Raw genomic sequence first — 25,749 nt, forward strand, 5'->3', positions numbered from 1 at the left:
AATTCGCTCGATTCGTTGAAAGATTGTTGGCGACGCGGCGCGCTTCAGAGCGCGCGCACCACCCATTGGGACTCGATGCGCACCAGTTCGCGGTCGCAATCGAATTCGTCGCCTTCGTGCTCGTGCCCGGGCAGCACGCACACCACGGTCTCGCCCAGCTCGCGCAGACGGCGGATCGCCGCGCGCAGGCCTTCGTCGCCCGGCTCCCCGCCGCTCCAGGGCGCGCGCACCGCGGCCCGCAGCGGCTGAGCCGGGCTCAGCTGCACCAGGGCCTTCAGGTCCAGGCTGAAACCCACGGCCGGACGACGCCGGCCGAACACCGCCCCGACCTCGTCGTAGCGGCCGCCGCGCAGCACGGCATCGCTGGAGCCGGCCGCGTAGACGGCGAAGCGTACGCCGCTGTAGTAGGCATAGCCGCGCAGGTCGGCCAGGTCGAAGCCCAGCGCCACCTCCGGATGGGTCTGGCGCAGATGCGTGGCCAGCCACTGCAGATCGTCCAGCGCGGCGCTGACCGCGGGCGTCTTCGGCAGGCGCGCGCGCGCCTCGGCCAGCACCTCGATGCCGCCATACAGCGACAGCAGGGCCTGCAGCCCCGCCGCGGCCGTGGCCGGCAGCTCGCCGGTCAGGCCCGCCAGCGCGGCGCCGTCCTTGGACGCCAGCGCGCCGGCGATCTCGGCCAGCAGCGTCGGCGCGATTTTCAGATCACCCAGGATGCCCTGCACCAGGCGGGCGTCGCCCAGGTCGATCGCGATGTCGGAAAGCCCCGCGCGACGCAGCGCATCCAGCGCCAGCTCCTGCACCTCCAGGTCCGCCTCCAGGCCGGCATGGCCGTAGATCTCGACGCCGAACTGCAGCGGCTCGCGGGTCGCGTTCAGGCCGTCCGGGCGGGTATGCAGCACCGGGCCGCAGTAGCACAGCCGGGTCACGCCTGCGCGGTTCAGCAGATGCGCGTCGATGCGCGCCACCTGCGGCGTGGTGTCGGCGCGCAGCCCCAGCGAGCGGCCCGAGAGCTGATCCACCAGCTTGAAGGTCTTGAGGTCCAGCGCGCGGCCGGTGCCGGACAGCAGCGAGTCCAGATGCTCCAGCAGCGGCGGCATCACCAGCTCGCAGCCATAGGTGCGCGCCATGTCCAGCATGTCGCGGCGCAGTTCTTCGATGCGGCGCGCCTGGGACGGCAGAACGTCGGCAATATGCTCGGGCAGCAGCCAAGCAGAGGACATGGGGCGTACGGGGGCGGTTAAAAACGGCATTGTACCGGTCCCGCGCGACGGCCCGGGCAAATGCCCGAGCGGGACAGCCCGTTTAAGTCGGGGACGGACCCGGTCACCCCCAGAGGGCGAACAGCAGGGCCAGCCCGGCCAGCAGACTGGCCAGGCCGATGAAGCGGATCTGGCCGTCGCTCATCGCCAACACCCGGGCAAAGACTTGGCGCCAGCCCCTGGGGTTGAGCAGGGGCATCAGTCCCTCGATGACCAGCATCAGGGCCAGCGCGCCCAGCAGGGTCTCGCCCATGCCCGCCGCGCCCGGACTTACTTGCCCTTGGCCGGGGCCGCCGCGCCGCCGGAGCCGCGCATGGCCTTGAAGAAGTCGCTGCTGGGGTCGACCACCATCACGTCCGACTTGCTGCGCCAGGTCGTGCGGTAGGCCTCGAGCGAGCGGTAGAACTGGGCAAACTGCGGGTCGCGGCCGAAGGCTTCGGCGTACAGGGCCGAGGCCTTGGCATCGCCCTCACCCTTGACCTTCTGCGCGTCGCGGTAGGCCTCGGCGACGATCACCTCGCGCTGGCGGTCGGCATCGGCGCGGATCTTCTCGCTCTCGGCCGAACCGGTGGAGCGGGCCTCGGCGGCCACGCGCTTGCGCTCGGACTCCATGCGGCGGTAGACCGAGTCGGTGATGTTGGCCGAGAAGTCAACGCGCTTGATGCGCACGTCCACCACTTCGATGCCGAACTGCTTGGCCTCGTCTTCCAGGCGTTTGCGCACGTCGTTCATCACCTTCTCGCGCTCGGTCGCCAGCACGGACAGCACGGTGCGCTTGGTGACTTCCTCGTTGAAGGCGGCCTGCACGATCGGGCTCAGACGGGTCTCGACATTGCGCATGTCGGTGCCGCTGTTGCGGATGAACTGACGCGGCTCGGCGACACGCCACTTGACCAGCCAGTCGATCACCAGACTCTTCTTCTCGGCGGTGAAGATGGCGCGCGACTCGGGGCTGTCCAGGGTCTGCATGCGGCGGTCCAGGAACACGACGTTCTGGAACGGCGGCGGCAGCTTGAACTTCAGGCCCGGCTCGGTGACCACTTCCTTGATCTCACCCAGCGCGTAGACCACGGCGAACTGGCGCTGGTCGACGATGAACAGCGTCGAGCTGGCCACCATGAAGGCGATCAGCGCACCGATGACGATGGAGGCAATACGGTTCATGTTCTTGTTCTCCTGGGCTCGCCTCAACGGCTCTCGCGATCGCGGCCGCGCAGGCCATCGCGCGAGCGGATGTCGGCGGCGCTGCCGGACGGGGTCGCCTCGGGCAAGGTGGTCGGCACCGGCGGGCCGGCGGTCACGGTGCTGCCGCTTTGCTGCAGCAGCTTGTCCAGCGGCAAATACAGCAGGTTCGAACCGCTGCGGCTCTCCACCATCACCTTGCTGACATTGCTGTAGACCTGCTGCATCGTGTCGATGTAGAGGCGGTCGCGGGTCACGCCCGGCGCCTTCTGGTACTCGGCCAGCACGCTCTTGAAGCGTTGCGCATCACCCTCGGCGGTCGCCTCGACACGCGACTTGTAGCCCTCGGCCTCCTCGCGCAGGCGCGCGGCCGTGCCCTGCGCCTTCGGGATCACCTCGTTGGCATAGGCCTGGCCCTCGTTCTTCAGGCGCTCGCGGTCGGCGCCGGCCTTGAAGGCATCGTCGAAGGCCGCCTGCACCTGCTCGGGCGCCTGCACGTTCTGCACATTGACGTTGGCGATCAGGATGCCGGCCTTCAGGCGATCCAGCTGGACCTGCACCGACTTCACCAGATCGGCCGCGATCGCGTCGCGCTGCTCGTACAGCACCGAGTCCATCTTGCTGCGGCCGACGATCTCACGCACCGCCGATTCGGCGGCCTGGATCACCGCCTCGTCCGGGCTGCGATTCTCGAACAGGTAGTCGCGCGCATCCTTCAGCCGGTACTGCACGGTGAAGCGGATGTCGACGATGTTCTCGTCCAGCGTGAGCATCGAGGAGTCGCGCAGACCGGTGGCCTGCACCACCGAATTGCGGCCGACCTCGACCGAGCGCAGCTGCGTCACCGGCACGATCTCGTTGGCCTGGAAGGGGTAAGGCAGGCGCCACTGGAAGCCGGCGTCCACCGTCTTGCTGAACTTGCCGAAGGAGGTCACGACCGCCTGGTGGCCTTCCTGCACGATGTAGAAGCCGCTGCCCAGCCAGCCCAGCGCCACCACGCCGGCGATCAGGCCGACGCCGATGCCGGCGCTCTTCATGTCGGGCTGGAAGTTGTTGCCACCACCGCCATTGCCGCCTTGCGGCGGCTGCTGACCACCGCCCTTGCCGCCGAACAGGCCGGACAGCTTGCGGTTGAAGTCGCGCCACAACTCATCCAGGTCGGGCGGTCCATCGTTGCGGCCGTTGCTCAGCAGACGGCCGGCCAGGCGGTGCCAGGGTCGCGCGGACTCAGATTTGTTCATGCTCATGCCTGTCATTCAATTTTTGGGCAGATGGGGCCGGGTCTTGCCCGTTCAAGCCTCCGGACTGCATGGCCCGCACAATCTCCTCGCGCAGCACATCCAGGCCCTCGCCGGTCAGGGCGCTGACGAAGACGCGCGGCACGCGGATCCCGTCGCGCTCCAGCCAGTCCAGAGTGGCGCGCGGACGCTGGTTGTCCTCCAGCATATCGAGCTTGTTGTAGACCAGGATCTGCGGGATGCCGGCGGCGCCGATCTCGCCGAGCACGCGCTCGACCTCGACCATCTGCTCGTCCAGCGCCGGGCTGGCGGCATCGACCACATGCAGCAGCAGATCGGCCTCGGCGGCCTCCTGCAGGGTGGCCTGGAAGGCCTCGACCAGCTTGTGCGGCAGGTCGCGGATGAAACCCACGGTGTCGGACAGCGACACGCTGGAGCCGGCCGCCTCGAGGTACATCGAGCGGGTGGTCGTATCCAGCGTCGCGAACAGCTGGTTGGCCGCGTAGCTGCGGGCCTTCACCAGCGCGTTGAACAGGGTCGACTTGCCAGCGTTGGTATAGCCGACCAGCGAGACCTTGAAGACCTGGTTGCGCTCGCGCGCGCGTCGCTGGGTGCCGCGCTGGCGCTGCACCTTCTTCAGGCGCTCCTTGGTGACCTTGATGCGGTCGTCGATCATGCGGCGGTCCAGCTCGATCTGGGCCTCGCCGGGGCCGCCGCGCATGCCGATGCCGCCGCTCTGGCGCTCCAGGTGGCTCCAGCGCCGCACCAGGCGCGTGGCCAGGTATTGCAGCCGCGCCAGCTCGACCTGCAGCTTGCCCTCATGGCTCTTGGCGCGGGCGGCGAAGATCTCGAGGATCAGCGCGGTGCGGTCGGCCACCGGCACGCCCAGCACGCGCTCCAGATTGCGCTGCTGGGCCGGCGAGATCGCCTGGTCGAACAGCACGGTGTGGGCCTGGTGCGCCTGCACCAGCAGCTTGATCTCGTCGGCCTTGCCGGAGCCGACGAACAGCGCGGCGTCCGGCGCCTGGCGGCGCGCGATGACCTTGGCCACCGGGGTGTCGCCGGCCGATTCGGCCAGCAGGGCCAGTTCGTCGAGGGTGGGATCGAAGTGGCCGGAACGGCCGATCTCGACGCCCACGAGAATGGCGCGCGCCGCCTCGGAGGGCGGCGACGCGGGGCTCTGTGAAGAGGAAGTGGAAGTAGTGGTCAAGGCGTACGAGGGGCCGCGAGGCCCCCGAGGCGCTGGCTCAGGCGCTTTCGCCGTTGTTTTCGGCCGCGTGGAAGTTCACCGCACGGCCCGGCACCACCGTCGAGATGGCGTGCTTGTAGACCATCTGGGTCACGGTATTGCGCAGCAACACGACGTACTGGTCGAAGGACTCGATATGCCCTTGCAGCTTGATGCCGTTGACCAGGTAGATGGACACCGGCACATGCTCTTTGCGCAGCAGGTTCAGGAAGGGGTCTTGCAGGAGTTGTCCTTTGTTGCTCACGATATGCTCCGTGTTAGAGAGAGTGGGTACGGGAGAGGTTGGAAGGCTTCCACCTTAACACAGGGAAAGCCCGGATGGCCTGAAGGATCAGGCCTCTTTGTCGGCAAACGGATTCTTGGCCGAGCGCAGCTCGATGCGCAGCGGCGTGCCGACCAGCTTGTAGTGGGTGCGGATACGCCCTTCCAGGTAGCGCTTGTAGGCGTCGGTGACGCCCTCCAGCGAATTGCCGTGGATCACGACGATCGGCGGATTCATGCCGCCCTGGTGGGCGTAGCGCAGCTTGGGCCGGAAATGGCCGCTCTTCTTGGGCGTCTGGTGCTCGACCGCTTCCTGGATCAGGCGGGTCAGCACCGGTGTGGTCATCTTCTTGAAGGCCGAGCTGTAGGCATCGGCCATCGCGTTCCACAGCGGGCCCAGGCCCTGGCGCTTCAGCGCCGAGATATGGTGCAGCGGCGCGAACTTCAGGAAGGACAGGCGATGCTCGATCGAGCGCTCCAGCTGCTGGCGCTGGTAGCTGTCGATCGCATCCCATTTGTTGATCGCCACCACCACCGCGCGGCCGCTGTCCAGCACATAGCCGGCGATATGCGCATCCTGGTCGGACACGCCCTGGGTCGCGTCGATCAGCAGCAGCACCACATGGGCGTCGGCGATCGCCTGCAGGGTCTTGACCACCGAGAACTTCTCGATCGCCTCGAACACCTTGCCCTTGCGGCGCAGACCGGCGGTGTCGATCAGCTTGAACTTCTGGCCATGGCGCTCGAAGTCCACCGTGATGGCGTCGCGCGTCGTGCCCGGCATGTCGAAGGCGACCAGGCGCTCCTCGCCGAGCCAGGTGTTGATCAGGGTGCTCTTGCCGACGTTGGGCCGGCCGGCCACCGCCAGGCGGATCACGCCCTCGTCCTCCGGCGGCGGCTCCTCGTCGCTCTCCGGGCCGAAGGGCTCCAGCACCGCCTCTAGCAGGCTGCGGATGCCCTGGCCATGCGCGGCCGAGACCGGGTGCGGCTCGCCCATGCCCAGCTCGTGGAACTCGGCCAGCAGCGGCGATTCGCTCATGCCCTCGGCCTTGTTGACCGCGAGGAAGACGCGCTTGTTGGCCTGGCGCAGATAGCGCGCGATGTCCTGGTCCTGGCCCGACAGGCCGGTACGCACATCGACGACAAAGACCACCGCATCCGCCTCGGCCACGGCCTGGCGGGTCTGCTTGGCCATCTCCTTGACGATGCCGGTGGTGCTGTCGGGCTCGAAGCCGCCGGTGTCGACCACGATGAACTCGCGGTTGCCCAGGCGGCCGTCACCGTAGTGGCGGTCGCGCGTCAGCCCGGCGAAGTCGGCCACGATCGCGTCGCGGCTCTTGGTCATCCGGTTGAACAGCGTGGATTTGCCGACGTTGGGTCGGCCGACCAGGGCGATGACGGGTTTCATGGCGATGTTCTTGTTCTTGTGGGTAAGAGAGAGGGTGAGAGGCGCTTACTCGGGGCGCAGCGCAAACAGGCCGCCGTTGCGGGTGGCCACCAGCACGGTGTCACCCAGCAGCACCGGCGCGGCCATCACCGGCGAACCGTCGGTGGGCAGGCGCGCCAGGGTCTTGCCGGTATCGGCGGCCAGCAGATGCACATAGCCTTCGTAGTCGCCGACCAGCAGCTGCTTGCCGACGGCCAGCGGCGCGCTCAGGCGGCGGTTCAGCAGTTGCTCGGCGCTCCAGACGGTGTCGCCATTGCCCAGCTTCCAGGCGGTGATGCGGTCCGAGCCGTCCACGCCATAGACCTGCTGCGCATCGGCGCCGACGCCGCGCGTGCCGCCGGTGTTGCGGCTCCACAGGGTGGCGCCGCGTTCGGCGTTGACGCAGCCGACGGCCGACTGGAAGGCGCGGGCGCACAGGGTGTCGCCGACGCGGGCCATCGGGCCGACCAGGTCGGCCAGGCGTTCCACCTCGTTGGTGCCGCGCGGCGTGGCCACATTGGCCTCCCAGCGCAGGGTGCCGCGCAGCGGGTCGACGCCGGCCAGGCGGGCGCCCTGCCCCACCACCAGGGTGTCCTTGAAGGCGCCGATCACGCCGGGCTGCGACAGGGTCAGCGGGTCGCCGGGGCGGCGCAGGTCCCACAGGCGGCGACCGTCGGCCGCGTCGAAGGCCATCACCTGGCGGTCCACGGTCAGCACGAACACGCGCTCGCCGGCGACCAGCGGCGCGGTGCTGACGGTCGAGCTCAGCGGCTTGCGCCAAGCCGGCTTGCCGGCATCCAGCACCACCAGCTCGTTGTCGCGGGTCACGACCGCGGCGAAGCGCCCATCGCTGCCGACGCCGGCGACCAGCTTCGCGCCGGCCTCGCCGCGCCACAGCACCGCGCCATCGGCGGCCGACAGGGCCTGCACGACGCCGTCATTGCCGGCAACGACAAAGCTCTGGCCGGCGGTTGCGACCGACAGCGGGAACTGCACGCCGTCGATGCGCGTCTGCCAGAGCTGGCGCGCATTGCCGCTGCCGACCTGGGCCTCCAGCGCCGCCGGCTTCGGGCCGCTGGAGCTGCCGAACAGCGAGCAGCCACCCAGCGCCGCGCTCAGCAGCACGAGGCTCAGCGGGCGGGCAATGAAGCGGGTCGCGGCCTTCATGGCTTGACTCCCGAGGCGGCATCTTCCGGCGCGGCCACGCCCAGGCTGGCCAGCTTGGCCTCGACCAGGCGGCGGTAGTCCAGGGTCTTGTCCAGGCCCTTGTAGGCCTTCAGGAACTCTTCCTTGGCAACATCGGGCTTGCTCTGCAGCAGGGCCAGGTCGCCGCGGCGATCGGCCACCAGGGCGGCGAAGTCGGCCCCCTTGATACCGTCCAGCGTCTTGGCGGCGGCATCGAACTGCTTGGCCTCGGCCTGCAGGCCGGCCAGGCGCAGGCGCGCGATGTCGCGGTACTCGTCCTCGCTGGCATGCTCGGCGGCCCAGCTCAGGGCCTCGCGGGCCGGCTCGGCCTGGCCCTTGTCCATCTGCAGCTTGGCGGCCAGCAGCGCGCCCTGGCCGGCATAGGTGGTGCGCGGGAAGCGCTCCTTCAGGTCGGCGAAGACGCGCGCGGCCTTGTCGGTCTCGCCCGCCTGGGCGGCGCGGTCCAGCTCGTCATACATGGCCGCGGCCTTGGCGGCCTGCTCGCGTTGCCAGTAGTTCCAGCCGTTCAGGCCGGCGAAACCAAGCAGGGCCAAGGTGACCACCCAGGTGATCAGGTTGCCGTAGCTTTTCCAGAAGGCCTTCAGCTGGTCCAGCTGTTCCTGTTCTTCGAGATCGAGATGAGACGCCATTGCGGAGCTGTTCTAGGTGGTCAGGGTCAATCGAAAGATGCGCGATTATGCGTTGGGCAGAAGCTCGCCCGCCCAATCGGCCGCCGTCGCCAGCGTGCGGGTGTATTGCGCGGCCGCGGCGTCGCGCAGCGGCTTGATCGCCACCTCGCCACGCGCCAGCTCGTCCTCGCCGAAGATCAGCGCCCAGGCCGCGCCGCTGGCATCGGCCTTCTTGAACTGCGACTTCATGCTGCTCTGGCCCGGATGCAGCACCACGGCCACGCCGGCGGCACGCAGCGCCTCCAGCGCCACCATCACCTGCGGCAGACCGGTCGCCGAGGGCACGATCGCATAGGCCTGCGGCACCGGCGCGGCGGGCGCCACGCCCACCTCATCCAGCAGCAGCAGCAGGCGCTCCAGGCCCATGCCGAAGCCGACCGCCGGCGTCGGCTTGCCGCCGAGCTGCTCGATCAGGCCGTCGTAGCGGCCGCCGCCGCAGACCGTGCCCTGCGAGCCGAGCTTGTCGGTGATCCACTCGAACACGGTCAGGTTGTAGTAGTCCAGGCCGCGCACCAGGCGCGGGTTGATCGTGTAGCTCACGCCGGCCGCGTCGAGGATCGCGCGCACGCCGTTGAAATGCGCCAGCGAATCCTCACCCAGGAAGTCCAGCAGCTTGGGCGCCGCGTTGGCCATCTCTTGCAGCGCGGGGTTCTTGGTGTCCAGCACGCGCAGCGGGTTGGTGTACAGGCGGCGCTGGCCATCCTCGTCCAGCAGCTCCTTGTGCGCCTCCAGATGCGCGATCAGGGCCTCGCGATGCGCGCTGCGCTCGGCCGGCTGGCCCAGGCAGTTCAGCTCCAGGCGGATATGCTCGCCGTCCTTCAGGCCCAGCTCGCCCAGCAGGCGGCGCCCCAGCAGGATCACCTCGGCATCGACGTCCGGGCCGTGGAAGCCCAGCGCCTCGATGCCCATCTGGTGGAACTGGCGGTAGCGGCCCTTCTGCGGCTTCTCGCGCCGGAACATCGGGCCGTAGTAGTAGAGGCGCCGGCCCGAGTCGCGCAGGAAGTTGTGCTCGATCATCGCGCGCACCACGCCGGCGGTCATCTCCGGGCGCAGCGCCAGATGCTCGGCCTGGCCATGCTTGTCGGCGCGGTCCTCGAAGGCGTACATCTCCTTCTCGACCACATCGGTCACCTCACCCAGGCCGCGCACGAACAGCGCGGTCGGCTCGACGATCGGCGTGCGGATGTTCTGGTAGCCGTAGCGCTGCAGCACCGAGCGCATCTTTTCTTCCAGCCATTCCCAGCGCGCCGAGTCCGGCGGCAGCACGTCGTTCATGCCCTTGACGGCTTGCAAGGGCTGCATCTTCTTTTCAGTCATGGATCAGGCGGTGGCGCCGAAGCGCTTCTCGATATAGTTTTCGACCAGGGCGTGGAACTCGGTCGCGATGTTCTCGCCGCGCAGGGTCAGCGCCTTCTCGCCGTCGATGAAGACGGGCGCCGCCGGTGCCTCGCCGGTGCCGGGCAGGCTGATGCCGATGTCGGCATGCTTGCTCTCGCCGGGGCCGTTGACGATGCAGCCCATCACGGCCACCTTCATGTTCTCGACGCCGGGGTACTTGTCGCGCCAGATCGGCATCTGCGCGCGCAGGAAGTCGTCGATCTGCTTGGCCAGTTCCTGGAAGGTGGTGCTGGTGGTGCGGCCGCAGCCGGGGCAGGCGGTGACGCTCGGGTTGAAGGCGCGCAGGCCTAGGGCCTGCAGGATCTCCAGCGCGACCACCACCTCCTGCGTGCGCGACTCGCCGGGCTGCGGCGTCAGCGAGACGCGGATGGTGTCGCCGATGCCCTCCTGCGCCAGGATGCCCAGGGCGACGCTGGAGGCCACCGTGCCCTTGGTGCCCATGCCGGCCTCGGTCAGGCCCAGGTGCAGCGCGTAGTCGCAGCGCTTGGCCAGCGCGCGGTAGACCGAGATCAGGTCCTGCACGCCGCTGACCTTGCAGCTGATGATGATGTTGTCCGGGTTCATGCCCAGCTCGCGGGCATATTCGGCCGACGAGAGCGCCGACTGGATCAGCGCCTGGTACATCACCTGCTTGCCGTCCCAGGGCTCGGCGCGCTTCGCGTTCTCGTCCATCATCGAGGCGAGCAGCTCCTGGTCCAGGCTGCCCCAGTTGACGCCGATGCGCACGACCTTGTCGTACTTCATCGCGGCCTCGACCATCATCGCGAACTGGCGGTCCTTCTTGTCGCCCTTGCCGACATTGCCGGGGTTGATGCGGTACTTGGACAGGGTCTGGGCCATCGCCGGATGCTCGGTCAGCAGGCGGTGGCCGTTGTAGTGGAAGTCGCCGACCAGGGGCACGTCGATGCCCATGCGGTCCAGCTGCTCGCGCACATGCGGCACCGCGTCGGCCGCCTCCGGTGTGTTGACCGTGATGCGCACCAGCTCGGAGCCGGCCACCGCCAGCTCCTTGATCTGGATCGCGGTCTCGATCACGTCCACCGTGTCGGTGTTGGTCATCGACTGCACGCGCACCGGCGCGTCGCCGCCGATCGTCACGACCCGCGAGCCCCAGCGCACGGTGGCCTGGCGGCTGCGGCGCGGTGCGGGGTTGGCGGCCGCAATGGCGTCGGCGATGCTGCTTTGGGTGTCGATCATGGAAGGACTGCTTCGGTCAGAGCTGGGTTGCTTACTTACTTCAGTTCGAGGCGTGCGACGTTGTCCCGGGACTGGGAGGCCAGGTCCACGGCGACACCGCGCAGAGTGAGCTCGGTGCCGGCCACATTGCCGATGCGCAGGCGCAGCGGCGGCAGCACGTTCAGCTGGGCCTGCTCGCCCGGACGCAGCAGCTTGGACAGCTGCACCTGGCCCTGGGCGTCGGTGACCTCGACCCAGGATTCGGCCGAGGCCTTGACCAGCAGCGGCACCTGGCCGGGCTGCGGCGCGGCCGGGACCGCCGGCGCCGGCGCGACGGCACTGGCGACGGCGGGTGCGACCACGACCGGTGCGGTCACGGCGGCGGCTACCGAGGCGGGCTCGGCCGGTGCCGGCGCAAGCAGGCTCGCGGAGGCCTGTTCGGCCGGCGCCGGGGCCGGCTCCACCGCAACCGGCGCATTCGCTTCGGGCGCCGCGGCCTCGGGCCGCTGCAACCAGTCGCTGGGCAGCAGGTAGACCGCCAGCGCGGCCAGCAGCAGCAGGGCCGGCGCCCAGATCATCGGGCGCTTGAGCCAGTCCAGCGACACCTGGTCGTCGCGCACCACGCGCTCGCGGAAGGGTTCATTCAGGCCGCGCGACACGCGGTCCAGCGTCGGCTCGCCGCCGCGCGGCAGCAGCTCCAGCACCGGCGCGGCATCGACCTTCAGCACGCGGCACATGGCCTTGGCCAGCGCGCGGGCGAAGGTGGCATCGGGCAGATCCTGGTGGCGGTCGGCCTCCAGGGCCTCCAGCTTGGCCTGCGGCACCTTCAGCTGGGCCGCCAGCACGGCGATGTGCAGGCCCTGCGCCTGACGCGCGGCGCGCAGCCAACTGCCCGCGGTTTGCGGCGCGGCGGCCGGTGGCGAGGCCAGGCCCGGGGCCTCGCTCATGATCGTGGACATGCGTTCCCCCTCACTCATCGTATCGACCGTTGTCCAGCGCCTGCAGTTCCGGTGACTGCGGGAAGCGGCGGCGCAGCTGCTGGCCCAGATCGGCCACCGTCGCGGTGTTACCCAGGCGGCGCTCGACGCGCAACGCCAGCCACAGGCTCTGCGCGTTCAGCTGCTCGGCTTGGTCATTGACGCGCTTGACGTAGAAGCGCGCGCGTTCGTATTGCCCGTTGCGGTACAGCACCTCGGCCAGATTGACCGCGATCGCCGGATTCGACGGGTCCAGCTCGAAGGCCCGCGCCAGGGTCTTCTCCGCCAGCGACAGCTGGCCGGCCGAGGCCTCGCAGACGCCCTTGGCCAGCAGCGAGCGCGAGGCGCCGCGGTACTGGGGCTGGGCCAGGGCCTGGTCGAACTGGACGAAGGCCTCCGGATAGCGGGCCTGCTGGCACAGGAACCAGCCGTAGTTGTGCAGGGTGTCGGGATCGCGCGCGTTCACACCCAGCGCGCGGCGAAAGCTCTCCTCCGCCAGCGGGATCTCGCCCAGGGCGGCGTACACCAGGCCGCGCAGGTTCAGGGCCTCGGGCATGTTGGGGCGCACCGCCAGGGCCTGCTTCAGCTCATCCAGCGCGGTGTTGTACTGGCCGCGCGCGAAATAGCCGTAGGCCAGCTCGATGCGCACGCCGGCGCGGCGGTCGGTGTCGGTCTGGTCGGAGGCGGTGCGCGGCACCGGGTCCGAACCACCGCCGGTGCTGGCACAGGCCAGCAGACCCAGCGTCATCGCCAGGACCAGGGGAAGGTGCAGGATTTTCTTGTTCATGAGCGCCCATTCATCAGTGCTTCACTGCGGATTGCGCCCCCCGAGACCATGAACCACCACCGGCGCCCGCACCATGCGCTGCTGCACACGGGTACGGTCCTGCACTTCGCCGGCCAGTTGGCCGCAGGCGGCATCGATGTCGTCGCCACGGGTCTTGCGCACCGTGGTGACGATACCGGACTTGATCAACACCTCGGCGAAGGCCTGCACGCGCACGTTCGAGCTGCGCTTCAGGCCCGAGGCCGGGAAGGGGTTGAAAGGAATCAGGTTGATCTTGCACGAGACATGGCCTCGCAAGAGCTTGACGAGCGCTTCAGCCTGCTCCGGCGTGTCGTTGACGCCGTCCAGCATGCAGTACTCGAAGGTGATGAAGTCGCGCGGCGCCTTCTCGAGATAGCGATTGCAAGCCTCCAGCAGCTCGGCGATCGGGTACTTCTTGTTCAACGGCACCAGCTGGTCGCGCAGCGGATCGGTCGGCGCATGCAGCGACACCGCCAGCGCCACGGGCACATCGTCGCGCAGCCGGTCGATCATCGGCACCACGCCGGAGGTCGAGACCGTCACGCGGCGGCGCGACAGGCCGTAACCATGGTCGTCCAGCATCATGCGCAGCGCCGGCACCAGGGCCGAGTAGTTCTGCAGCGGCTCGCCCATGCCCATCATCACGACATTGGTGATGACGCGCTCGCTGCTGTTGAAGCGCTGGCGCAGACTGTGCTCGGCGAACCAGAGCTGGGCGATGATCTCGGCCGTGTCCAGGTTGCGGCTGAAGCCCTGGTGGCCGGTGGAGCAGAAGCGGCAGCCGACGGCGCAGCCGGCCTGACTGGAGATGCACAGGGTGCCGCGGTCGTCCTCGGGGATGAACACCGCCTCGACCGCGTTGCCCGCGCCGACGTCGAACAGCCACTTGACCGTGCCGTCGGCGGATTGGTGTTCGGAGATCACGGGCAGCGCCGTGATATGGGCCCGGCCGCGCAGTTTCTCGCGCAGCGACTTGGCCAGGTCGCTCATCTGATCGAAATCAGCGGCGCCCTTCTGATGAATCCAGCGGAACAGCTGGGTGGCGCGAAAGCGCTTTTCCCCCAGCTGCTCGCAGAACGCAGCCAGTCCTTCCAGATCGAATCCAAGCAGGTTGACGGCGTCCATGGGTGTTGCTTCTCGCTGGTTTGCTCAGGCCTCCAGGCCTGAGCAGCGCAAGAGGCTAAGGGCCGAATTAACGGCTGTAGACATTCATGCCGGGGAAGAAGAACGCCACTTCCTGGGCGGCGGTCTCGGGAGCGTCCGAGCCGTGCACGGCGTTGGCGTCGATGCTGTCGGCGAAGTCGGCGCGGATGGTGCCCTTCTCGGCCTTCTTCGGATCGGTGGCGCCCATCAGGTCGCGGTTCTTCAGGATCGCGCCTTCGCCTTCCAGCGCCTGGATCATCACCGGGCCGGAGATCATGAAGTTCACCAGGTCATTGAAGAAGGGACGTGCCTTGTGCACGGCGTAGAAGGCCTCGGCCTCGCCACGCGACAGATGGGCCATCTTGGCCGCCACGACCTTCAGGCCGGCGCCTTCGAAGCGAGCGTAGATCTGGCCGATCACGTTCTTGGCCACTGCATCGGGCTTGATGATGGAAAGGGTGCGTTCGATCGCCATGTTTTTCTCCTGAAATCTGGGGCTTAGCAAAACCCGGGATTGTACTGTGTGCCTGTGTAAATACGATCCAGGCCCCTTCACGGGCCCGGATGGAATGGCTGCTTAACGGCGTCCACGGCCGCCGCCGCCGCGGTTGCCGCCCCCGCCGCCACCGCGGTTGCCACCACCACCGCCGCCGCCACGACCGCTGCGGCGGGTGAAGGCGTCGGCACCGATATAGCCCATCGAGGTCTGCATCGGATCGGGTTCGCGCGGACCATTGCCGCCGCCCTTGCCCCGGTTGCCGCCTTGGCCGCGGCCCGGTGCGCCGGTGCCCTGGGCACCACTGCCGCCCGCACCGAAACCGCTCGGGATGCCGCGCTTGCCGCTGCTGGCGAAACGCCGGTCGAAGGTCTGCTCCAGCGGGTTGATGTTGTGCGGGATGAAGTCGTCATCGTCGCGATCCTCGTCGCGCGAGCGCTCCGGACGCTGCCGCTGCTCCATCTGCTGCGACGGACGGTCCGGCGCCGGCTCGGGGCGGCTGGGGCGCGGACCGCCACCCTTGCCGCCGCGGTTGCGCTTGTTGCGCTGCGACTGATCCTCACGCGCCTGTTGCTGCGGGCCGCCGCGCTGCTGCGGCTGCTCCTGGCGCGGGCCACCGGCCAGGCGACGGATGATGCGCACATCCCCCTCGTCCAGCTCGACCCAGACGCCGCGCTTGAGGCCGCGCGGCAGCACCACGGTGCCGTAGCGGATGCGGATCAGGCGGCTCACCACCAGGCCCACGGCCTCGAACAGCTTGCGCACCTCGCGGTTGCGGCCTTCGGTGATGACGACGCGGTACCAGCGGTTGGCACCCTCGCCGCCGCCATCCTCGATGCTCTTGAAGGCCGCGGCCTGGCCCTCGATCTGCACCCCTTCCAGCAGGCGGGCACGCTGCTCGTCGGACAGGCTGCCCAGCACGCGCACCGCGTACTCGCGCTCAACACCGAAGCGCGGGTGCATCAGCTGATTCGCCAGTTCGCCGGAATTGGTGAACAGCAGCAGGCCTTCGGTGTTCAGATCCAGGCGGCCGACCGATTGCCACTTGCCCTGCTGCAGGCGGGGCAGATGGCGGAACACGGTGGGGCGGCCCTCGGGGTCGTTGAAGGTCACGACCTCGCCGGTGGGCTTGTGATAGGCCAGGATGCGCGGCGCCGGCGGCGAGATGCGCACGCGGATCGGCTTGCCGTTGACGGCCACGCGATCGCCGAAGGAGATGCGCTGGCCGATATGGGCGACCTCGCCGTTCACCTCGATCTTGCCCTCGGCGATCATGTCCTCGATGTCGCGGCGCGAACCGACGCCGGCCTGGGCCAGCACCTTCTGCAGCTTGGGCGCATCCGGCTCGGGGGCCAGCACGCGCTTGTGCTCGCCCTCGGCGGCCGGCTCGGCGGCGGCCTCGTCCTCGCTGCCGTCGAACTCGCCGGCCAGCAGCTGGGCGAAACGCTCGCCGGCCTCGGCCTGCAGCTGCTCCGGCGCGGGCTCGGCGCGGCGCGGCGCGGCCTGCTCACCGTCGGCATCCGCGGCCTCGCCCTCGGCACCCTCGCCGGCCTCGAAGCCTTCGCCACGGCGACGGCCACGGCGACGGTTGCGGCCACGGCGACCGCCCTCCTCGACATCGGACGAGGCCTCCTCGCCGCCCGACTCGGCCGCCACAGCGGCTTCGGCCATCACCGGCTCGGCCACGGGCGCGGGCGCCACCTCGGCCACGACCGGCGCCTCGACCTCGGCGACCGCCACCGCGGTCTTGCGCGGGCTGCGACGCTTGGGCGCAGCGGCCGGCGCTTCCTCGGCGCTCGGCACCTCGGCCGGCGCGGCGCTCTCGACCGCCGCTTCGGCGACCTTCTTGGCGGCCGTCTTGCGCGGCGCGCGCGGCTTCACCGGCTTGGCCTCGACCGCTGCCTCGGCGGGAGCCACGGCCTCGGCGCCGGGCGCCTCGACCTTGGCCCGCGTCGTACGGCGGCGCTTCGGCGCCTCGCCGGTTCCGGGGGTGGCCGCGTCGGCGGCCGGCTTGATCTCGTTGTCGTCGGAAGAATTCATGCGTCGGCTTGCACCTTGTCGCTAGCGTCGGGCGCGGGGGCCGGGGCGACTTCATCGTCGTCACCATGGGCCGCCGCAGCGGATGCGCCCTCGGGGGATGGCTCGGGCGCCGGATTGGTTGGTTGTGGTTCGTCGGGAGGAGAGGAAGCCTCGGCCTCGGCCGATGACTCCAGCAGCGAGGGCTGCTGGGCTTCCAGCAGCTGGCTCAGTTCGGGGCTGGGCACACCGCCGGCCTGCAGGGCCGGCAGCTGCTCCAGGCTGGCCAGGCCCAGGTCATCGAGAAACTGGCGGGTCGTCGCATACAGCGCCGGCCGGCCGGGGGCCTCGCGGTGCCCGATCACCTCGATCCAGCCGCGCTCCTCCAGCTGCTTGACGATCTGGCTGGTCACGACGACACCGCGGATGTCCTCGATGTCGCCGCGCGTCACCGGCTGGCGGTAGGCAATGATGGCCAGGGTTTCCATCACCGCGCGCGAGTAGCGCTGCGGCTTTTCCGGATGCAGCCGGTCCAGGTACTCGCGCAGCTCCGGCCGGCTCTGGAAGCGCCAGCCCGAGACCACCGCCACCAGCTCGACGCCGCGACCCTCCCAGTCCCGGCTCAGCTCGTCGAGCAGGCCGCGCAGGGTATCGGCGCCGACTTCGTCGGCGAACAGGGTCCGCATCTCGCGCACGGTCAGCGGCTGCTGGGCGCAGATCAGCGCGGTCTCGAGGACGCGCTTTGCATCCTGTGTGTTCATGGACTGTTGTCAGCGGGCCGCCGTCCGGGCGGTTCAATTAATGAGAAAGGGCTGTCGGGTCTAGGGGCTGGAGGTCCGCGGCGGGCCGTCGCTCGCCCTCACGGACTGCGGCTAAGCCGGCATGGCCCCGGGGCAGCGAGCGTCCGCTCGCGAAGGGGAAACAACTGATCACTTCGCGGCGCTTGGCTGACCCAGCGGACACCATTGTAGCGCCCTCAGAGCGGCCGGTCCTGCAGCACCGGCAGCGGCAGCCCCGCCGCACCCCAACTATCGGCCAGATCCTGTGGCAGAGATGCATCAAAACGCAAGGGCGTGCCGGCGATCGGATGGGCAAAGCTCAGCCGCGCCGCATGCAGGGCCTGGCGCGCCAGCCCCAGCGCGGCCGCGCCGCCATACAGCGCATCGGCCACCAGCGGATGGCCGCGGCTGGCCAGGTGCACGCGGATCTGATGCGTGCGGCCGCTGTGCAGCACGCAATGCACCGCGCTGACGCTGCGCCCGTCCGGCTCGGCCTGCGCCAGGCAATAGACATCGGTGCGCGAGGGCTTGCCGCTGGCCAGCACCGCCATCTTGACGCGCGACACCGGGTCGCGGCGCAGCGGCGCGTCGATGAACAGCTCGTCCGGCACCCGGCCATGGGCCAGCGCCAGGTACTCGCGATGCACCTCGCGCGCGGCGATCATGCGGGTCAGCGCGGTCACCGCCTCCAGGGTCTTGCCGACCACCATCAGGCCCGAGGTGTCCTTGTCCAGCCGGTGCACGATGCCGGCGCGCGGCAGCGCCGCCGCGCCGGGATGCTGGGCCAGCAGGCCGTTCATCACGGTGCCGGACCAGTTGCCGGCCGCCGGATGCACCACCATGCCGGCCGCCTTGTCCAGCACCAGCAGGTGCTTGTCCTCGAAGACGATGGCCAGCGGCAGCGCCTCGGCGCGGAAGGCCTGGCTCTCGGCGGTAGGCAGCAGCTGCACCTCGACCTGCTGGCCGGCCTGCAGCTTGCGCGAGGCGCTGCCGGCCACCTGGCCGTTGACGCGCACGCAGCCGCGCTCGATCAGGCCCTGCAGATGGTTGCGCGAGAACTCCGGCGCCAGCCCCACCAGCCAGCGATCCAGGCGCTGGCCATGCCCCTCGGCCTCGACCCGCGCGCCGCGCAGCTCCGCCGCTTCGTCCGGCTGTTCCAGTTCCTGCTCGTCGGCACTCTCGCCCAACGGGTCGGGCAAGGCCTCAACCATATAATCAAACTCCACTTATGTTGAAAGCCGGCGCCCAGCAGCCGGCAGGGACCATGACTGAACACCGCTCGCGGCTGCGCGGCCTCCTCTCGATCGGCATGCTGGCGCTCCTCGCGGCCTGCTCCACGGCGCCGGAAGACCAGAACTCCCAGGCCGCTCTGGACAAATTGTATGCAGACGCCAAGGCCGACATCGCCTCCGGCAGCTATGAGCGTGCAATCAAGACCCTGGAACGCATCGAGGGCCGCGCCGCCGGCACCCTGCTGGCCCAGCAGGCCGCGCTGGACCTGGCCTGGGCCCAGTACAAGAGCGGCGAACGCGCCGCCGCGGTCACCACCCTGGACCGCTTCATCAAGCTCAACCCCTCCAGCGCCGCGCTGGACTATGCGCTGTACCTGAAGGGCCTGGCCAACTTCAACGAGGACCTGGGCCTGTTCGGCAAGCTGGCCAGCCAGGACATCTCCGAGCGCGACCAGCAGGCCTCGCGCGACGCGCTGCTGTCCTTCGCCCAGGTGGCCGAGCAGTTCCCGGAGTCCAAGTACGCCGAGGACTCGCGCATCCGCGTCGACTACATCACCAACACCCTGGCCGCCTACGAGGTGCATGTGGCGCGCTATTACTTCAACCGCGGCGCCTATGTGGCCGCGGCGAACCGCGCCCAGCAGGCGGTGCAGGAATTCCAGCGCGCGCCGGCCGCGGAGGAAGCGCTGTTCCTGATGATGCAGAGCTACGAGAAGATGGGCCTGAAGCCGCTGCGCGACGACGCCGAACGCGTGCTGCAGAAGAACTTCCCGGCCAGCGCCTACCTGGCCGGCACCGCCGGCAAGAAGAAGTCCTGGTGGCAGGTCTGGTGAAACACGAGGGCGCCCTCGCCTAGCGACAAAAGCGCGTGCCGGTCACGCGCTTTTTTGTGCCCGCTCGCGCTCGGCGGCCAGGCCGCGCAGCCAGTCCAGCGCCTCGCCCTCGGTCTCGACCCGGCCCATCGGCGGCAGCGCGTCGCGCAGGCGCCGGCCGTAGTTCATGCCGGCCATGCGCGGGTCGCAGACGACCAGCAGGCCCTTGTCGGTCTCGCTGCGGATCAGGCGGCCGCCGCCCTGCTTCAGTGCGATCGCGGCCTCGGCGATGAAGAACTCGGCGAAGGCATTGCGGCCCTGCGACTCCAGGCGCTGCACGCGCGCCTCCACCAGCGGGTCGTTGGGCGGCGGGAACGGCAGCTTGTCGATCAGCACACATTGCAGATCGTCGCCCGGCACGTCGATGCCCTCCCAGAAACTGGCCGAGCCGACCAGCACCGCGCGCGGGTTCTCCAGGAATTGCTGCAGCAGCAGGCGCTTGGGCGCCGCCCCCTGTACCAGCACGCGGATGGGCTCCGGCTCGGCCTCGAAATCCTCGCGCAGCGCATCGCCGATGGTCTGCAGCGCGCGCAGGGTGGTGGTCAGCACGAAGGTGCGGCCACCCAGGGCGCGGGCGCAGCGCGCCGCCATGATGGCCACCGAGGGCGCATGGCTGGGCTCGCTGGGCTTGGGGAAGCCGCGCGGGACATAGAGCCGCGCATGGCTGGCGTAGTCGAAGGGGCTGCCGACGCGCAGCACGCACGCATCGTCCAGGCCGGCCGGCTCGGTGAACCAGCGCAGCTGCTCGTCGTCACCCAGGGTCGCCGAGGTGAAGATCCAGGCCTTGGGCGGGCCGCCCAGCTGCTCCAGCATCGCCTCGCGGATGTCCAGCGGCGATTCGACCAGGCGTGCCTGGTGCGTGCTCAGGTCGATCCAGCGTACCGCGCCGGCCTCGGGCTCGGCGGCAAAGCCGGTCGCCAGCTGCTGCAGCTGCTGCGCGCGCTCATGCAGGCGCGCGAAATCGGGCGAGACCTCGATCACGGTCTGGATCGCCGCCTCGGCCAGCGCGGCCGCCTCGGCCACCGCCGTCAGCGCCGCCGCGAAGCCCTCACCGCCGGCACGCTCCTGCCAGCGCAGCTTCAGCATGCCGCGCGCATCCTTCATCGGCCCGGCGCAGGCCAGGCGCAGCTCGCGCGCGGCGCGCTCCAGCTTGGCCGCCAGGCCCTGCCAGTCCTGCAGGCCGCGCGCCTCGGTCAGGCCCTGGGCCAGCACGTCGCGCGCGAAGTCGATCAGCTGGGCGGTGCCCAGCAGGGTGCCGAGGAACTGCAGCCCGGCCTCGGGCAGCTGGTGCGCCTCGTCGAAGATCGCGATGTCGACGCTGGGCAGCAGCTCGGCCACGCCGCTGTCGCGCAGCGCCATGTCGGCGAAGAACAGATGGTGGTTGACCACCACCACGTCCGCCTCCATCGCCTCGCGCCGCGCCTTCACCACATGGCAGGCGCGGTATTCGGGGCAGTCGGTGCCCAGGCAGTTGTCGCGCGTGCTATTGATGAAGGGGATCAGCGGCGAGCGCTCGTCCAGCCCCTCCATCTCGGCCAGGTCGCCGCTGACCGTGCCCTGCGCCCATTGCTCGACCCGCGCCAGCAGGAACACCGAGCGCCGGTCCGGCAGGTCGGCGCTCTGGCGCGCCTGCTTCATGCGGTGCAGGCACAGATAGCTGCCGCGACCCTTCAGCAGCGCGCTGCGCAGCGGCACCTGCAGGGCCTCGAGCAGGCGCGGCAGGTCGCGCAGGAACAGCTGGTCCTGCAGGCTCTTGGTGGCGGTGCTGATCAGGGCCCGGCCGCCCGACAGCAGGGCCGGCACCAGGTAGGCGAAGGTCTTGCCGACGCCGGTGCCCGCCTCCACCACCAGGGCCTCGCGCCGGGCGATCGCCCCGGCCACGGCCTGGCTCATGCGCAGCTGCGGCTCGCGCGGCATGTAATGGCTGTCGGCACGGGCGAGCGGTCCGCCCCGATCGAAGGCGGCCACGACCCACTGCTCCAGCTCGCTGGGCGGCTGGTCCTGCTGCGCCTCGTCCATCAGGCGGGCTCGGCGGGGTCGGTGGCCTGTTCCAGACGCGCGATCAGGTCGCGCAGCGCCAGGCGGCGCTTCTTCAGGCGCTGCAGCGCCAGCTCATCGAGCGGCTGCTGCTGGGCCAGGCGGTCGATCATCACGTCCAGATCGGCATGCTCGATGCGCAGTTCGATCAAGCGGCGCGACAGGGAGTGCAGTTGTTCGTCCATGAGCCCAAAGAATGGTGGGTGGACAGACCGCCCGCCACCGTTTGCCGATTATAGTTTTGGCACAACCGATGACCACCGCATGACCCGCAGCCCGCCCGGATTCCGACTCACCGCCGCCACCGGCACCCATCGTGGCGACCGCATGTACCAGCAGGACCAGGTGGAGGTGATCGGCCATCCCCGCCACGCCGGCTGCCTGCTGGCCGTGCTGGCCGACGGCATGGGCGGCAAGAGCGGGGGCCGCAAGGCCGCCGACCAGGTGGTGCTGACCGCCCAGCAGCTGTTCGAGCGCTATGTGCCGGGCGAGGAGGCGCCGGAGCAGTTCCTGGCCCAGCTGGCCTCGGAAGCGCATCTGATGATCAAGCTGACCGCGATCGCGACCGAGGAGGAGCCGCACAGCACCCTGGCCGCCTTCCTGGTGATGCCGGACCGCAGCTGCCACTGGGTGCATACCGGCGATTCGCGCCTCTACCATTTCCGCGGCACCGGCCTGCTGAGGCGCTCAATGGACCATTCCTTCGTGCAGCGCCTGCTCGACGAGGGCCAGATCACCGAAGCCGAGGCGGCGGTGCATCCGCAGTCCAATCTGCTGACCGGCTGCCTGGGCACGGTGCAGGAGCCCGATCCCAGCCTGGCCCAGACCGAGCGGCTGGAGGTGGGCGACAGCCTGCTGGCCTGCAGCGACGGGCTCTGGCATTACTTCACCCCGCGCGAGCTGGGCACCGTGCTGCAGAGCCTGCCGCCGCGCGAGGCGGCCGAGCTGCTGATCGAGAAGGCGCGCCAGCGCGCCCATGGCGGCGGCGACAACCTGTCGCTGGCGATCGTCCGGATCGAAGCCCTGAGCTAAGGCTTGCCGGCAGGCCCCGAGGCGGCGCGACCGCCCGGCAGGGCCTTGATCTCCTCGGCCGTCGGCACCGGCAGCTGGATACCCGGCTTGCGCTGGGCGGCCCGCTCCTTTTCGCGCCGCTGCGCGTGCTCGCGCTGCTCGTTGGACAGCTGCTGGCGCTGACGCGCCAGCACGCGATGGCGCTCGGCGCTGCGTTCGCCGCGCTCGATGTCGCGCTGCACGGCCCGCGCATGGGCCTGCGGGTCCGGGCGCTCCGGCGTCGCACGCGGGCCGGCCGGCGCGACGGGAGCCGGCGGCGGCGCGGCAGCGGCGGCGCGCACCTGGTTCTGGCGGCGCTGGGCCTCGTCCTCGGCCGCGGCGCGCTGACGCTCGGCCACGCGCTGGCGCTGCGCCTCGGAGCGGGCGAGGCGCGCCTGCGCATCCAGCGCCTGCTCGCGCGCGACCACCGGTGCCAGCGCGGCGGCGCGCTCGCGGCGCGCCTCCTGCTCGCAGGCATTGACATTGAAGCGCGCGGCGCATGCGCGCGAGGCCTCGGCATGGCGGGCATTGATGCGCGCGCGCTCCGCCGCCAGGGCGGCGCGGTCCGGCAGCGGCTCGGCTGCAAACGCCGGCAGCGCGGCCAGCAGGAGCATCGTCATCAGCGGCTTGGGGTTCATCGGCAGGCCTCAGGTCAGCGAGGTGTCCACCTCGCGGCGGGCCAGCGAAAGGTACTCCGCACTCTGCATCTCCTGCAAGCGCGAGACGGTGCGCGGAAACTCGTGCGCCAGCGGGCCCTCGGTGTAGAGCCGCTCCGGCGGCACCGCGGCCGAGATGATCAGCTTGACCCGGCGGTCGTACAGCACGTCGACCAGCCAGGTGAAGCGGCGCGCCTCGCTGGCCAGGCGCGGCGGCATCTCCGGCACATTGGACAGGATCAGGGTGTGGAACTGGCTGGCCAGCTCCAGATAGTCGTTCATCGAGCGCGGGCCGCCACACAGGGTCTGGAAATCGAACCAGACCACGCCGCCGGCGCGGCGATGCGCCTGCAGCTCGCGGTGCTCGATGTGCAGCAGCGGGCTCTCGTCGCGCGCCTCGGACAGCGACTCGAAGGCCTCGGTCAGCGCCGCGTCGGCGCGCGCATCCAGCGGATGGTGGTAGAGCTCGACATGCTCCAGCGAGCGGCGCCGGTAGTCGGTGCCGGCGTCGACATTGATCACCTCCAGTTTCTCGTTGAGCAGCGCGATCGCCGGCAGGATGCGCTCGCGGTGCAGGCCGTTCGGGTAGAGCTCGTCGGGCTGGAAGTTGGAGGTGGTGACGATCGAGACGCGGTGCTTGAACATCGCGTCCAGCAGGCGGTGCAGGATCATCGCGTCGGTGACGTCGGCGACATGGAACTCGTCGAAGCAGATCAGGCGAAAGCGCTTGGCGATGCGCTTGCCCAGTTCCTCAAGGGGATCGGCGATGCCCTTCAGATCCTGCAGCTCGCGGTGCACCTCGCGCATGAACTCGTGGAAATGCAGGCGCGTCTTGCGCGTCAGCGGCACGGCCTGGAAGAAGCAGTCCATCAGGAAGCTCTTGCCGCGCCCCACCCCGCCGTACATATAGACGCCGCGCGGCAGCGGCGGATGGCGCAGCAGCTTGGTCACCGCATTACTGCGGCGCGCCTTGTAGTCGGCCCATTCGTCCTGGCAGCGCTGCAGGCTCTGGATGGCGCGCAGCTGGGCCGCATCGGCTGTGTAGCCGCGTTCGGCGAGGGTCTGCTGATACAGCTCAGTGACAGAGGTCATCGGAAGGGAATCCAGCAAGGCAAAGGGGCGACCGAAGCCGCCCCTTTCACTTTGACACGCGTGAAGCGCGATCAGAAGTTGAGGGTGCGCTTATCGACCGCCAGCGCGGCTTCCTTGGTCGATTCGCTCAGCGACGGGTGCGCGTGGCAGATGCGCGCGATGTCCTCGCTGCTGGCCTTGAACGCCATCGCGACCACGGCCTCGGAGATCAGCTCCGACGCGAACGGGCCGATGATGTGCACGCCCAGGATCTGGTCGGTGGTGGCGTCGGCCAGGAACTTGACGAAGCCGGTCGTGTCGCCCAGCGCGCGCGCGCGGCCGTTGGCCAGGAAGGGGAACTGGCCGGCCTTGTAGGCCACGCCTTCCGCCTTCAGCTGCTGCTCGGTCTTGCCGACCTGCGCGATCTCGGGGCTGGTGTAGATCACCGAGGGGATGATGTCGAAGTCGACATGGCCATGCTGGCCGGCGATGCGCTCGGCCACCGCCACGCCCTCTTCCTCGGCCTTGTGCGCCAGCATCGGGCCGCGCACGACGTCACCGACCGCCCAGACATTGGGCAGATTGGTCTTGCAGTCGTGGTCGACCACGATCGCGCCGCGCTCGTCGAGCTTCAGGCCCACGGCCTCGGGGTTCAGACCGATGGTGTTGGGCACGCGGCCGATCGAGACGATCAGCTTGTCCACGTCCAGGGTCTGCTCGGCGCCCTTGGCATCGGCGTAGGAGACGCTGACGCCCTTCTTCGCGTCCGACTTGACGGCGGAGATCTTGACGCCCAGCTCGATCTTCAGGCCCTGCTTCCTGAAGATCTTGGCGGCTTCCTTGGCGACCGATTCGTCGACCGCGGGCAGGAAGGCCGGCATGGCCTCCAGCACGGTGACCTCGGCACCCAGGCGGCGCCACACCGAGCCCAGCTCCAGGCCGATGACGCCGGAGCCGATCACGCCCAGCTTCTTCGGCACGCCGCCGACGCGCAGCGCGCCGTCGTTCGACAGGATCATCTCCTCGTCGAAGGGAGTGCCGGGCAGCGCGCGGGCGTTCGAGCCGGTGGCCAGGATCACATGCTTGGCGGTGATCGCCTCTTCGCCGGCCTTGATCTCATACAGACCGTCCTTGGCGGCAACGAAGCTGCCGCGGCCGTGGAAGAACGTGACCTTGTTCTTCTTGAACAGGTAGAGGATGCCGTCGTTGTTCTGCTTCACGACGGTGTCCTTGCGGGCCAGCATCTTGGCCACGTCCATCTTCACCTCGCCGGTGGAGATGCCGTGGTCCGCGAAGTGGTGCGTGGCATGCTCGAAATGCTCGCTGGACTGCAGCAGGGCCTTCGAGGGGATGCAGCCGACGTTGGTGCAGGTGCCGCCGGGCGCAGGACCGCCCTTGTCGTTCTTCCACTCGTCGATGCAGGCGGTGTTGAAGCCCAGCTGGGCCGCGCGGATCGCCGCGATGTAGCCGCCGGGGCCGCCGCCGATCACGACGACGTCAAAGTTCTTGGTGCTCATGAATATTCCTTCTTGCGCATACCCCGACGCTG

25 protein-coding genes are annotated in these 25,749 nt (G+C 69.5%); 2 read left to right on the plus strand and 23 right to left on the minus strand.

Annotated features, from left to right (window positions below):
* Nucleotides 1-44: 44 nt before the first annotated feature.
* The 18 genes from G8A07_RS19560 to G8A07_RS19645 form a co-directional block, all read right to left on the minus strand.
* Nucleotides 45-1,220 carry an ATP phosphoribosyltransferase regulatory subunit gene (locus G8A07_RS19560; RefSeq protein WP_195793659.1) on the minus strand — a complete coding sequence of 392 codons (1,176 nt, stop codon included), beginning with the start codon at nucleotides 1,218-1,220 and terminating at the stop codon, nucleotides 45-47.
* Between the two features lie 103 nt (nucleotides 1,221-1,323).
* Nucleotides 1,324-1,512 (minus strand): DUF2065 domain-containing protein, encoded by a 189-nt coding sequence (locus G8A07_RS19565; RefSeq protein ID WP_195793660.1) that lies wholly within the window; start codon nucleotides 1,510-1,512, stop codon nucleotides 1,324-1,326.
* A 17-nt stretch (nucleotides 1,513-1,529) separates the two neighbouring features.
* Nucleotides 1,530-2,423: a protease modulator HflC gene (gene hflC, locus G8A07_RS19570; RefSeq protein WP_195793661.1), complete on the minus strand. Its 894-nt coding sequence runs from the start codon at nucleotides 2,421-2,423 to the stop codon at nucleotides 1,530-1,532.
* Nucleotides 2,424-2,446: 23 nt separating this feature from the next.
* Complete coding sequence (gene hflK / locus G8A07_RS19575; RefSeq protein WP_249937376.1) at nucleotides 2,447-3,682, minus strand: FtsH protease activity modulator HflK; 1,236 nt, start codon at nucleotides 3,680-3,682, stop codon at nucleotides 2,447-2,449.
* Nucleotides 3,669-4,823, minus strand: a complete 1,155-nt coding sequence (hflX, locus tag G8A07_RS19580; RefSeq protein ID WP_195797859.1) for a GTPase HflX — start codon at nucleotides 4,821-4,823, stop codon at nucleotides 3,669-3,671. Before hflX ends, hflK begins: the two co-directional genes overlap by 14 nt.
* A gap of 103 nt (nucleotides 4,824-4,926) precedes the next feature.
* Nucleotides 4,927-5,172 (minus strand): RNA chaperone Hfq, encoded by a 246-nt coding sequence (gene hfq, locus G8A07_RS19585; RefSeq protein ID WP_195793663.1) that lies wholly within the window; start codon nucleotides 5,170-5,172, stop codon nucleotides 4,927-4,929.
* Nucleotides 5,173-5,259: 87 nt separating this feature from the next.
* Nucleotides 5,260-6,597 (minus strand): ribosome biogenesis GTPase Der, encoded by a 1,338-nt coding sequence (der, locus tag G8A07_RS19590; RefSeq protein ID WP_195793664.1) that lies wholly within the window; start codon nucleotides 6,595-6,597, stop codon nucleotides 5,260-5,262.
* A gap of 45 nt (nucleotides 6,598-6,642) precedes the next feature.
* Nucleotides 6,643-7,782, minus strand: a complete 1,140-nt coding sequence (gene bamB / locus G8A07_RS19595; protein ID WP_195793665.1) for an outer membrane protein assembly factor BamB — start codon at nucleotides 7,780-7,782, stop codon at nucleotides 6,643-6,645.
* A complete protein-coding gene (locus tag G8A07_RS19600) occupies nucleotides 7,779-8,450 on the minus strand; it encodes a tetratricopeptide repeat protein (protein ID WP_195793666.1) in 672 nt (223 codons plus the stop codon). The genes bamB and G8A07_RS19600 overlap by 4 nt, the downstream gene beginning before the upstream one ends.
* Before the next feature lie 45 nt (nucleotides 8,451-8,495).
* Complete coding sequence (gene hisS, locus G8A07_RS19605; RefSeq protein WP_195793667.1) at nucleotides 8,496-9,806, minus strand: histidine--tRNA ligase; 1,311 nt, start codon at nucleotides 9,804-9,806, stop codon at nucleotides 8,496-8,498.
* Between the two features lie 3 nt (nucleotides 9,807-9,809).
* Entirely contained in the window at nucleotides 9,810-11,084 is a 1,275-nt protein-coding gene (gene ispG / locus G8A07_RS19610; RefSeq protein WP_195793668.1) for a flavodoxin-dependent (E)-4-hydroxy-3-methylbut-2-enyl-diphosphate synthase, read from the minus strand.
* 35 nt (nucleotides 11,085-11,119) lie between these two features.
* Complete coding sequence (locus tag G8A07_RS19615; protein WP_249937060.1) at nucleotides 11,120-12,022, minus strand: RodZ domain-containing protein; 903 nt, start codon at nucleotides 12,020-12,022, stop codon at nucleotides 11,120-11,122.
* Between the two features lie 10 nt (nucleotides 12,023-12,032).
* On the minus strand, nucleotides 12,033-12,827 hold the full coding sequence (pilW, locus tag G8A07_RS19620) for a type IV pilus biogenesis/stability protein PilW (RefSeq protein WP_195793669.1): 795 nt from the start codon (nucleotides 12,825-12,827) through the stop codon (nucleotides 12,033-12,035).
* A 21-nt stretch (nucleotides 12,828-12,848) separates the two neighbouring features.
* Complete coding sequence (rlmN, locus tag G8A07_RS19625) at nucleotides 12,849-13,973, minus strand: 23S rRNA (adenine(2503)-C(2))-methyltransferase RlmN (protein ID WP_195793670.1); 1,125 nt, start codon at nucleotides 13,971-13,973, stop codon at nucleotides 12,849-12,851.
* A 67-nt stretch (nucleotides 13,974-14,040) separates the two neighbouring features.
* Entirely contained in the window at nucleotides 14,041-14,466 is a 426-nt protein-coding gene (ndk, locus tag G8A07_RS19630) for a nucleoside-diphosphate kinase (protein WP_195793671.1), read from the minus strand.
* Nucleotides 14,467-14,568: 102 nt separating this feature from the next.
* Entirely contained in the window at nucleotides 14,569-16,527 is a 1,959-nt protein-coding gene (rluB, locus tag G8A07_RS19635; RefSeq protein ID WP_195793672.1) for a 23S rRNA pseudouridine(2605) synthase RluB, read from the minus strand.
* Nucleotides 16,524-17,264: an SMC-Scp complex subunit ScpB gene (gene scpB / locus G8A07_RS19640; RefSeq protein WP_195793673.1), complete on the minus strand. Its 741-nt coding sequence runs from the start codon at nucleotides 17,262-17,264 to the stop codon at nucleotides 16,524-16,526. The genes rluB and scpB overlap by 4 nt, the downstream gene beginning before the upstream one ends.
* A 215-nt stretch (nucleotides 17,265-17,479) precedes the next feature.
* Nucleotides 17,480-18,493 (minus strand): RluA family pseudouridine synthase, encoded by a 1,014-nt coding sequence (locus tag G8A07_RS19645; protein ID WP_195793674.1) that lies wholly within the window; start codon nucleotides 18,491-18,493, stop codon nucleotides 17,480-17,482.
* 53 nt (nucleotides 18,494-18,546) lie between these two features.
* On the opposite strand from G8A07_RS19645, the gene G8A07_RS19650 reads away from it, so the two are divergent.
* Complete coding sequence (locus G8A07_RS19650) at nucleotides 18,547-19,347, plus strand: outer membrane protein assembly factor BamD (protein WP_249937061.1); 801 nt, start codon at nucleotides 18,547-18,549, stop codon at nucleotides 19,345-19,347.
* A gap of 42 nt (nucleotides 19,348-19,389) precedes the next feature.
* Here the strand turns inward: G8A07_RS19650 and G8A07_RS19655 are convergent, their stop codons facing one another.
* The gene (locus G8A07_RS19655) at nucleotides 19,390-21,405 is read right to left on the minus strand and encodes an ATP-dependent DNA helicase (RefSeq protein ID WP_195793675.1); all 2,016 of its coding nucleotides are present in this window, start codon (nucleotides 21,403-21,405) and stop codon (nucleotides 19,390-19,392) included.
* On the minus strand, nucleotides 21,405-21,608 hold the full coding sequence (locus G8A07_RS19660; RefSeq protein WP_195793676.1) for a YdcH family protein: 204 nt from the start codon (nucleotides 21,606-21,608) through the stop codon (nucleotides 21,405-21,407). The genes G8A07_RS19655 and G8A07_RS19660 overlap by 1 nt, the downstream gene beginning before the upstream one ends.
* Before the next feature lie 79 nt (nucleotides 21,609-21,687).
* Here G8A07_RS19660 and G8A07_RS19665 point away from each other — a divergent pair, with 79 nt between their 5' ends.
* Nucleotides 21,688-22,455, plus strand: a complete 768-nt coding sequence (locus tag G8A07_RS19665; protein WP_195793677.1) for a PP2C family serine/threonine-protein phosphatase — start codon at nucleotides 21,688-21,690, stop codon at nucleotides 22,453-22,455.
* Here G8A07_RS19665 and G8A07_RS19670 read toward each other — a convergent pair.
* The 3 genes from G8A07_RS19670 to lpdA all read right to left on the minus strand — a co-directional run bounded on the left by G8A07_RS19670 (nucleotide 22,452) and on the right by lpdA (nucleotide 25,717).
* Entirely contained in the window at nucleotides 22,452-23,111 is a 660-nt protein-coding gene (locus G8A07_RS19670; protein ID WP_195793678.1) for a hypothetical protein, read from the minus strand. The two genes, G8A07_RS19665 and G8A07_RS19670, sit on opposite strands and share 4 nt — an antisense overlap.
* A gap of 9 nt (nucleotides 23,112-23,120) precedes the next feature.
* Nucleotides 23,121-24,221 carry a cell division protein ZapE gene (gene zapE / locus G8A07_RS19675; RefSeq protein ID WP_195793679.1) on the minus strand — a complete coding sequence of 367 codons (1,101 nt, stop codon included), beginning with the start codon at nucleotides 24,219-24,221 and terminating at the stop codon, nucleotides 23,121-23,123.
* Between the two features lie 71 nt (nucleotides 24,222-24,292).
* Nucleotides 24,293-25,717 carry a dihydrolipoyl dehydrogenase gene (lpdA, locus tag G8A07_RS19680; RefSeq protein WP_195793680.1) on the minus strand — a complete coding sequence of 475 codons (1,425 nt, stop codon included), beginning with the start codon at nucleotides 25,715-25,717 and terminating at the stop codon, nucleotides 24,293-24,295.
* Nucleotides 25,718-25,749 lie beyond the last annotated feature (32 nt).

This window comes from Roseateles sp. DAIF2 (assembly GCF_015624425.1).
In the GTDB taxonomy this organism is placed as follows: domain Bacteria; phylum Pseudomonadota; class Gammaproteobacteria; order Burkholderiales; family Burkholderiaceae_C; genus Kinneretia.

Excerpts from the sequence above, each read along its gene's own strand:
- G8A07_RS19560 (WP_195793659.1), bottom strand. The coding sequence starts at position 1,220 with ATGTCCTCTGCTTGGCTGCTGCCCGAGCATATTGCCGACGTTCTGCCG.
- G8A07_RS19565 (WP_195793660.1), bottom strand. The coding sequence starts at position 1,512 with ATGGGCGAGACCCTGCTGGGCGCGCTGGCCCTGATGCTGGTCATCGAG.
- hflC (WP_195793661.1), bottom strand. The coding sequence starts at position 2,423 with ATGAACCGTATTGCCTCCATCGTCATCGGTGCGCTGATCGCCTTCATG.
- hflK (WP_249937376.1), bottom strand. The coding sequence starts at position 3,682 with ATGAACAAATCTGAGTCCGCGCGACCCTGGCACCGCCTGGCCGGCCGT.
- der (WP_195793664.1), bottom strand. The coding sequence starts at position 6,597 with ATGAAACCCGTCATCGCCCTGGTCGGCCGACCCAACGTCGGCAAATCC.
- bamB (WP_195793665.1), bottom strand. The coding sequence starts at position 7,782 with ATGAAGGCCGCGACCCGCTTCATTGCCCGCCCGCTGAGCCTCGTGCTG.
- G8A07_RS19600 (WP_195793666.1), bottom strand. The coding sequence starts at position 8,450 with ATGGCGTCTCATCTCGATCTCGAAGAACAGGAACAGCTGGACCAGCTG.
- hisS (WP_195793667.1), bottom strand. The coding sequence starts at position 9,806 with ATGACTGAAAAGAAGATGCAGCCCTTGCAAGCCGTCAAGGGCATGAAC.
- ispG (WP_195793668.1), bottom strand. The coding sequence starts at position 11,084 with ATGATCGACACCCAAAGCAGCATCGCCGACGCCATTGCGGCCGCCAAC.
- G8A07_RS19615 (WP_249937060.1), bottom strand. The coding sequence starts at position 12,022 with ATGTCCACGATCATGAGCGAGGCCCCGGGCCTGGCCTCGCCACCGGCC.
- pilW (WP_195793669.1), bottom strand. The coding sequence starts at position 12,827 with ATGAACAAGAAAATCCTGCACCTTCCCCTGGTCCTGGCGATGACGCTG.
- rlmN (WP_195793670.1), bottom strand. The coding sequence starts at position 13,973 with ATGGACGCCGTCAACCTGCTTGGATTCGATCTGGAAGGACTGGCTGCG.
- ndk (WP_195793671.1), bottom strand. The coding sequence starts at position 14,466 with ATGGCGATCGAACGCACCCTTTCCATCATCAAGCCCGATGCAGTGGCC.
- rluB (WP_195793672.1), bottom strand. The coding sequence starts at position 16,527 with ATGAATTCTTCCGACGACAACGAGATCAAGCCGGCCGCCGACGCGGCC.
- scpB (WP_195793673.1), bottom strand. The coding sequence starts at position 17,264 with ATGAACACACAGGATGCAAAGCGCGTCCTCGAGACCGCGCTGATCTGC.
- G8A07_RS19645 (WP_195793674.1), bottom strand. The coding sequence starts at position 18,493 with ATGGTTGAGGCCTTGCCCGACCCGTTGGGCGAGAGTGCCGACGAGCAG.
- G8A07_RS19650 (WP_249937061.1), top strand. The coding sequence starts at position 18,547 with ATGACTGAACACCGCTCGCGGCTGCGCGGCCTCCTCTCGATCGGCATG.
- G8A07_RS19655 (WP_195793675.1), bottom strand. The coding sequence starts at position 21,405 with ATGGACGAGGCGCAGCAGGACCAGCCGCCCAGCGAGCTGGAGCAGTGG.
- G8A07_RS19660 (WP_195793676.1), bottom strand. The coding sequence starts at position 21,608 with ATGGACGAACAACTGCACTCCCTGTCGCGCCGCTTGATCGAACTGCGC.
- G8A07_RS19665 (WP_195793677.1), top strand. The coding sequence starts at position 21,688 with ATGACCCGCAGCCCGCCCGGATTCCGACTCACCGCCGCCACCGGCACC.
- G8A07_RS19670 (WP_195793678.1), bottom strand. The coding sequence starts at position 23,111 with ATGAACCCCAAGCCGCTGATGACGATGCTCCTGCTGGCCGCGCTGCCG.
- zapE (WP_195793679.1), bottom strand. The coding sequence starts at position 24,221 with ATGACCTCTGTCACTGAGCTGTATCAGCAGACCCTCGCCGAACGCGGC.
- lpdA (WP_195793680.1), bottom strand. The coding sequence starts at position 25,717 with ATGAGCACCAAGAACTTTGACGTCGTCGTGATCGGCGGCGGCCCCGGC.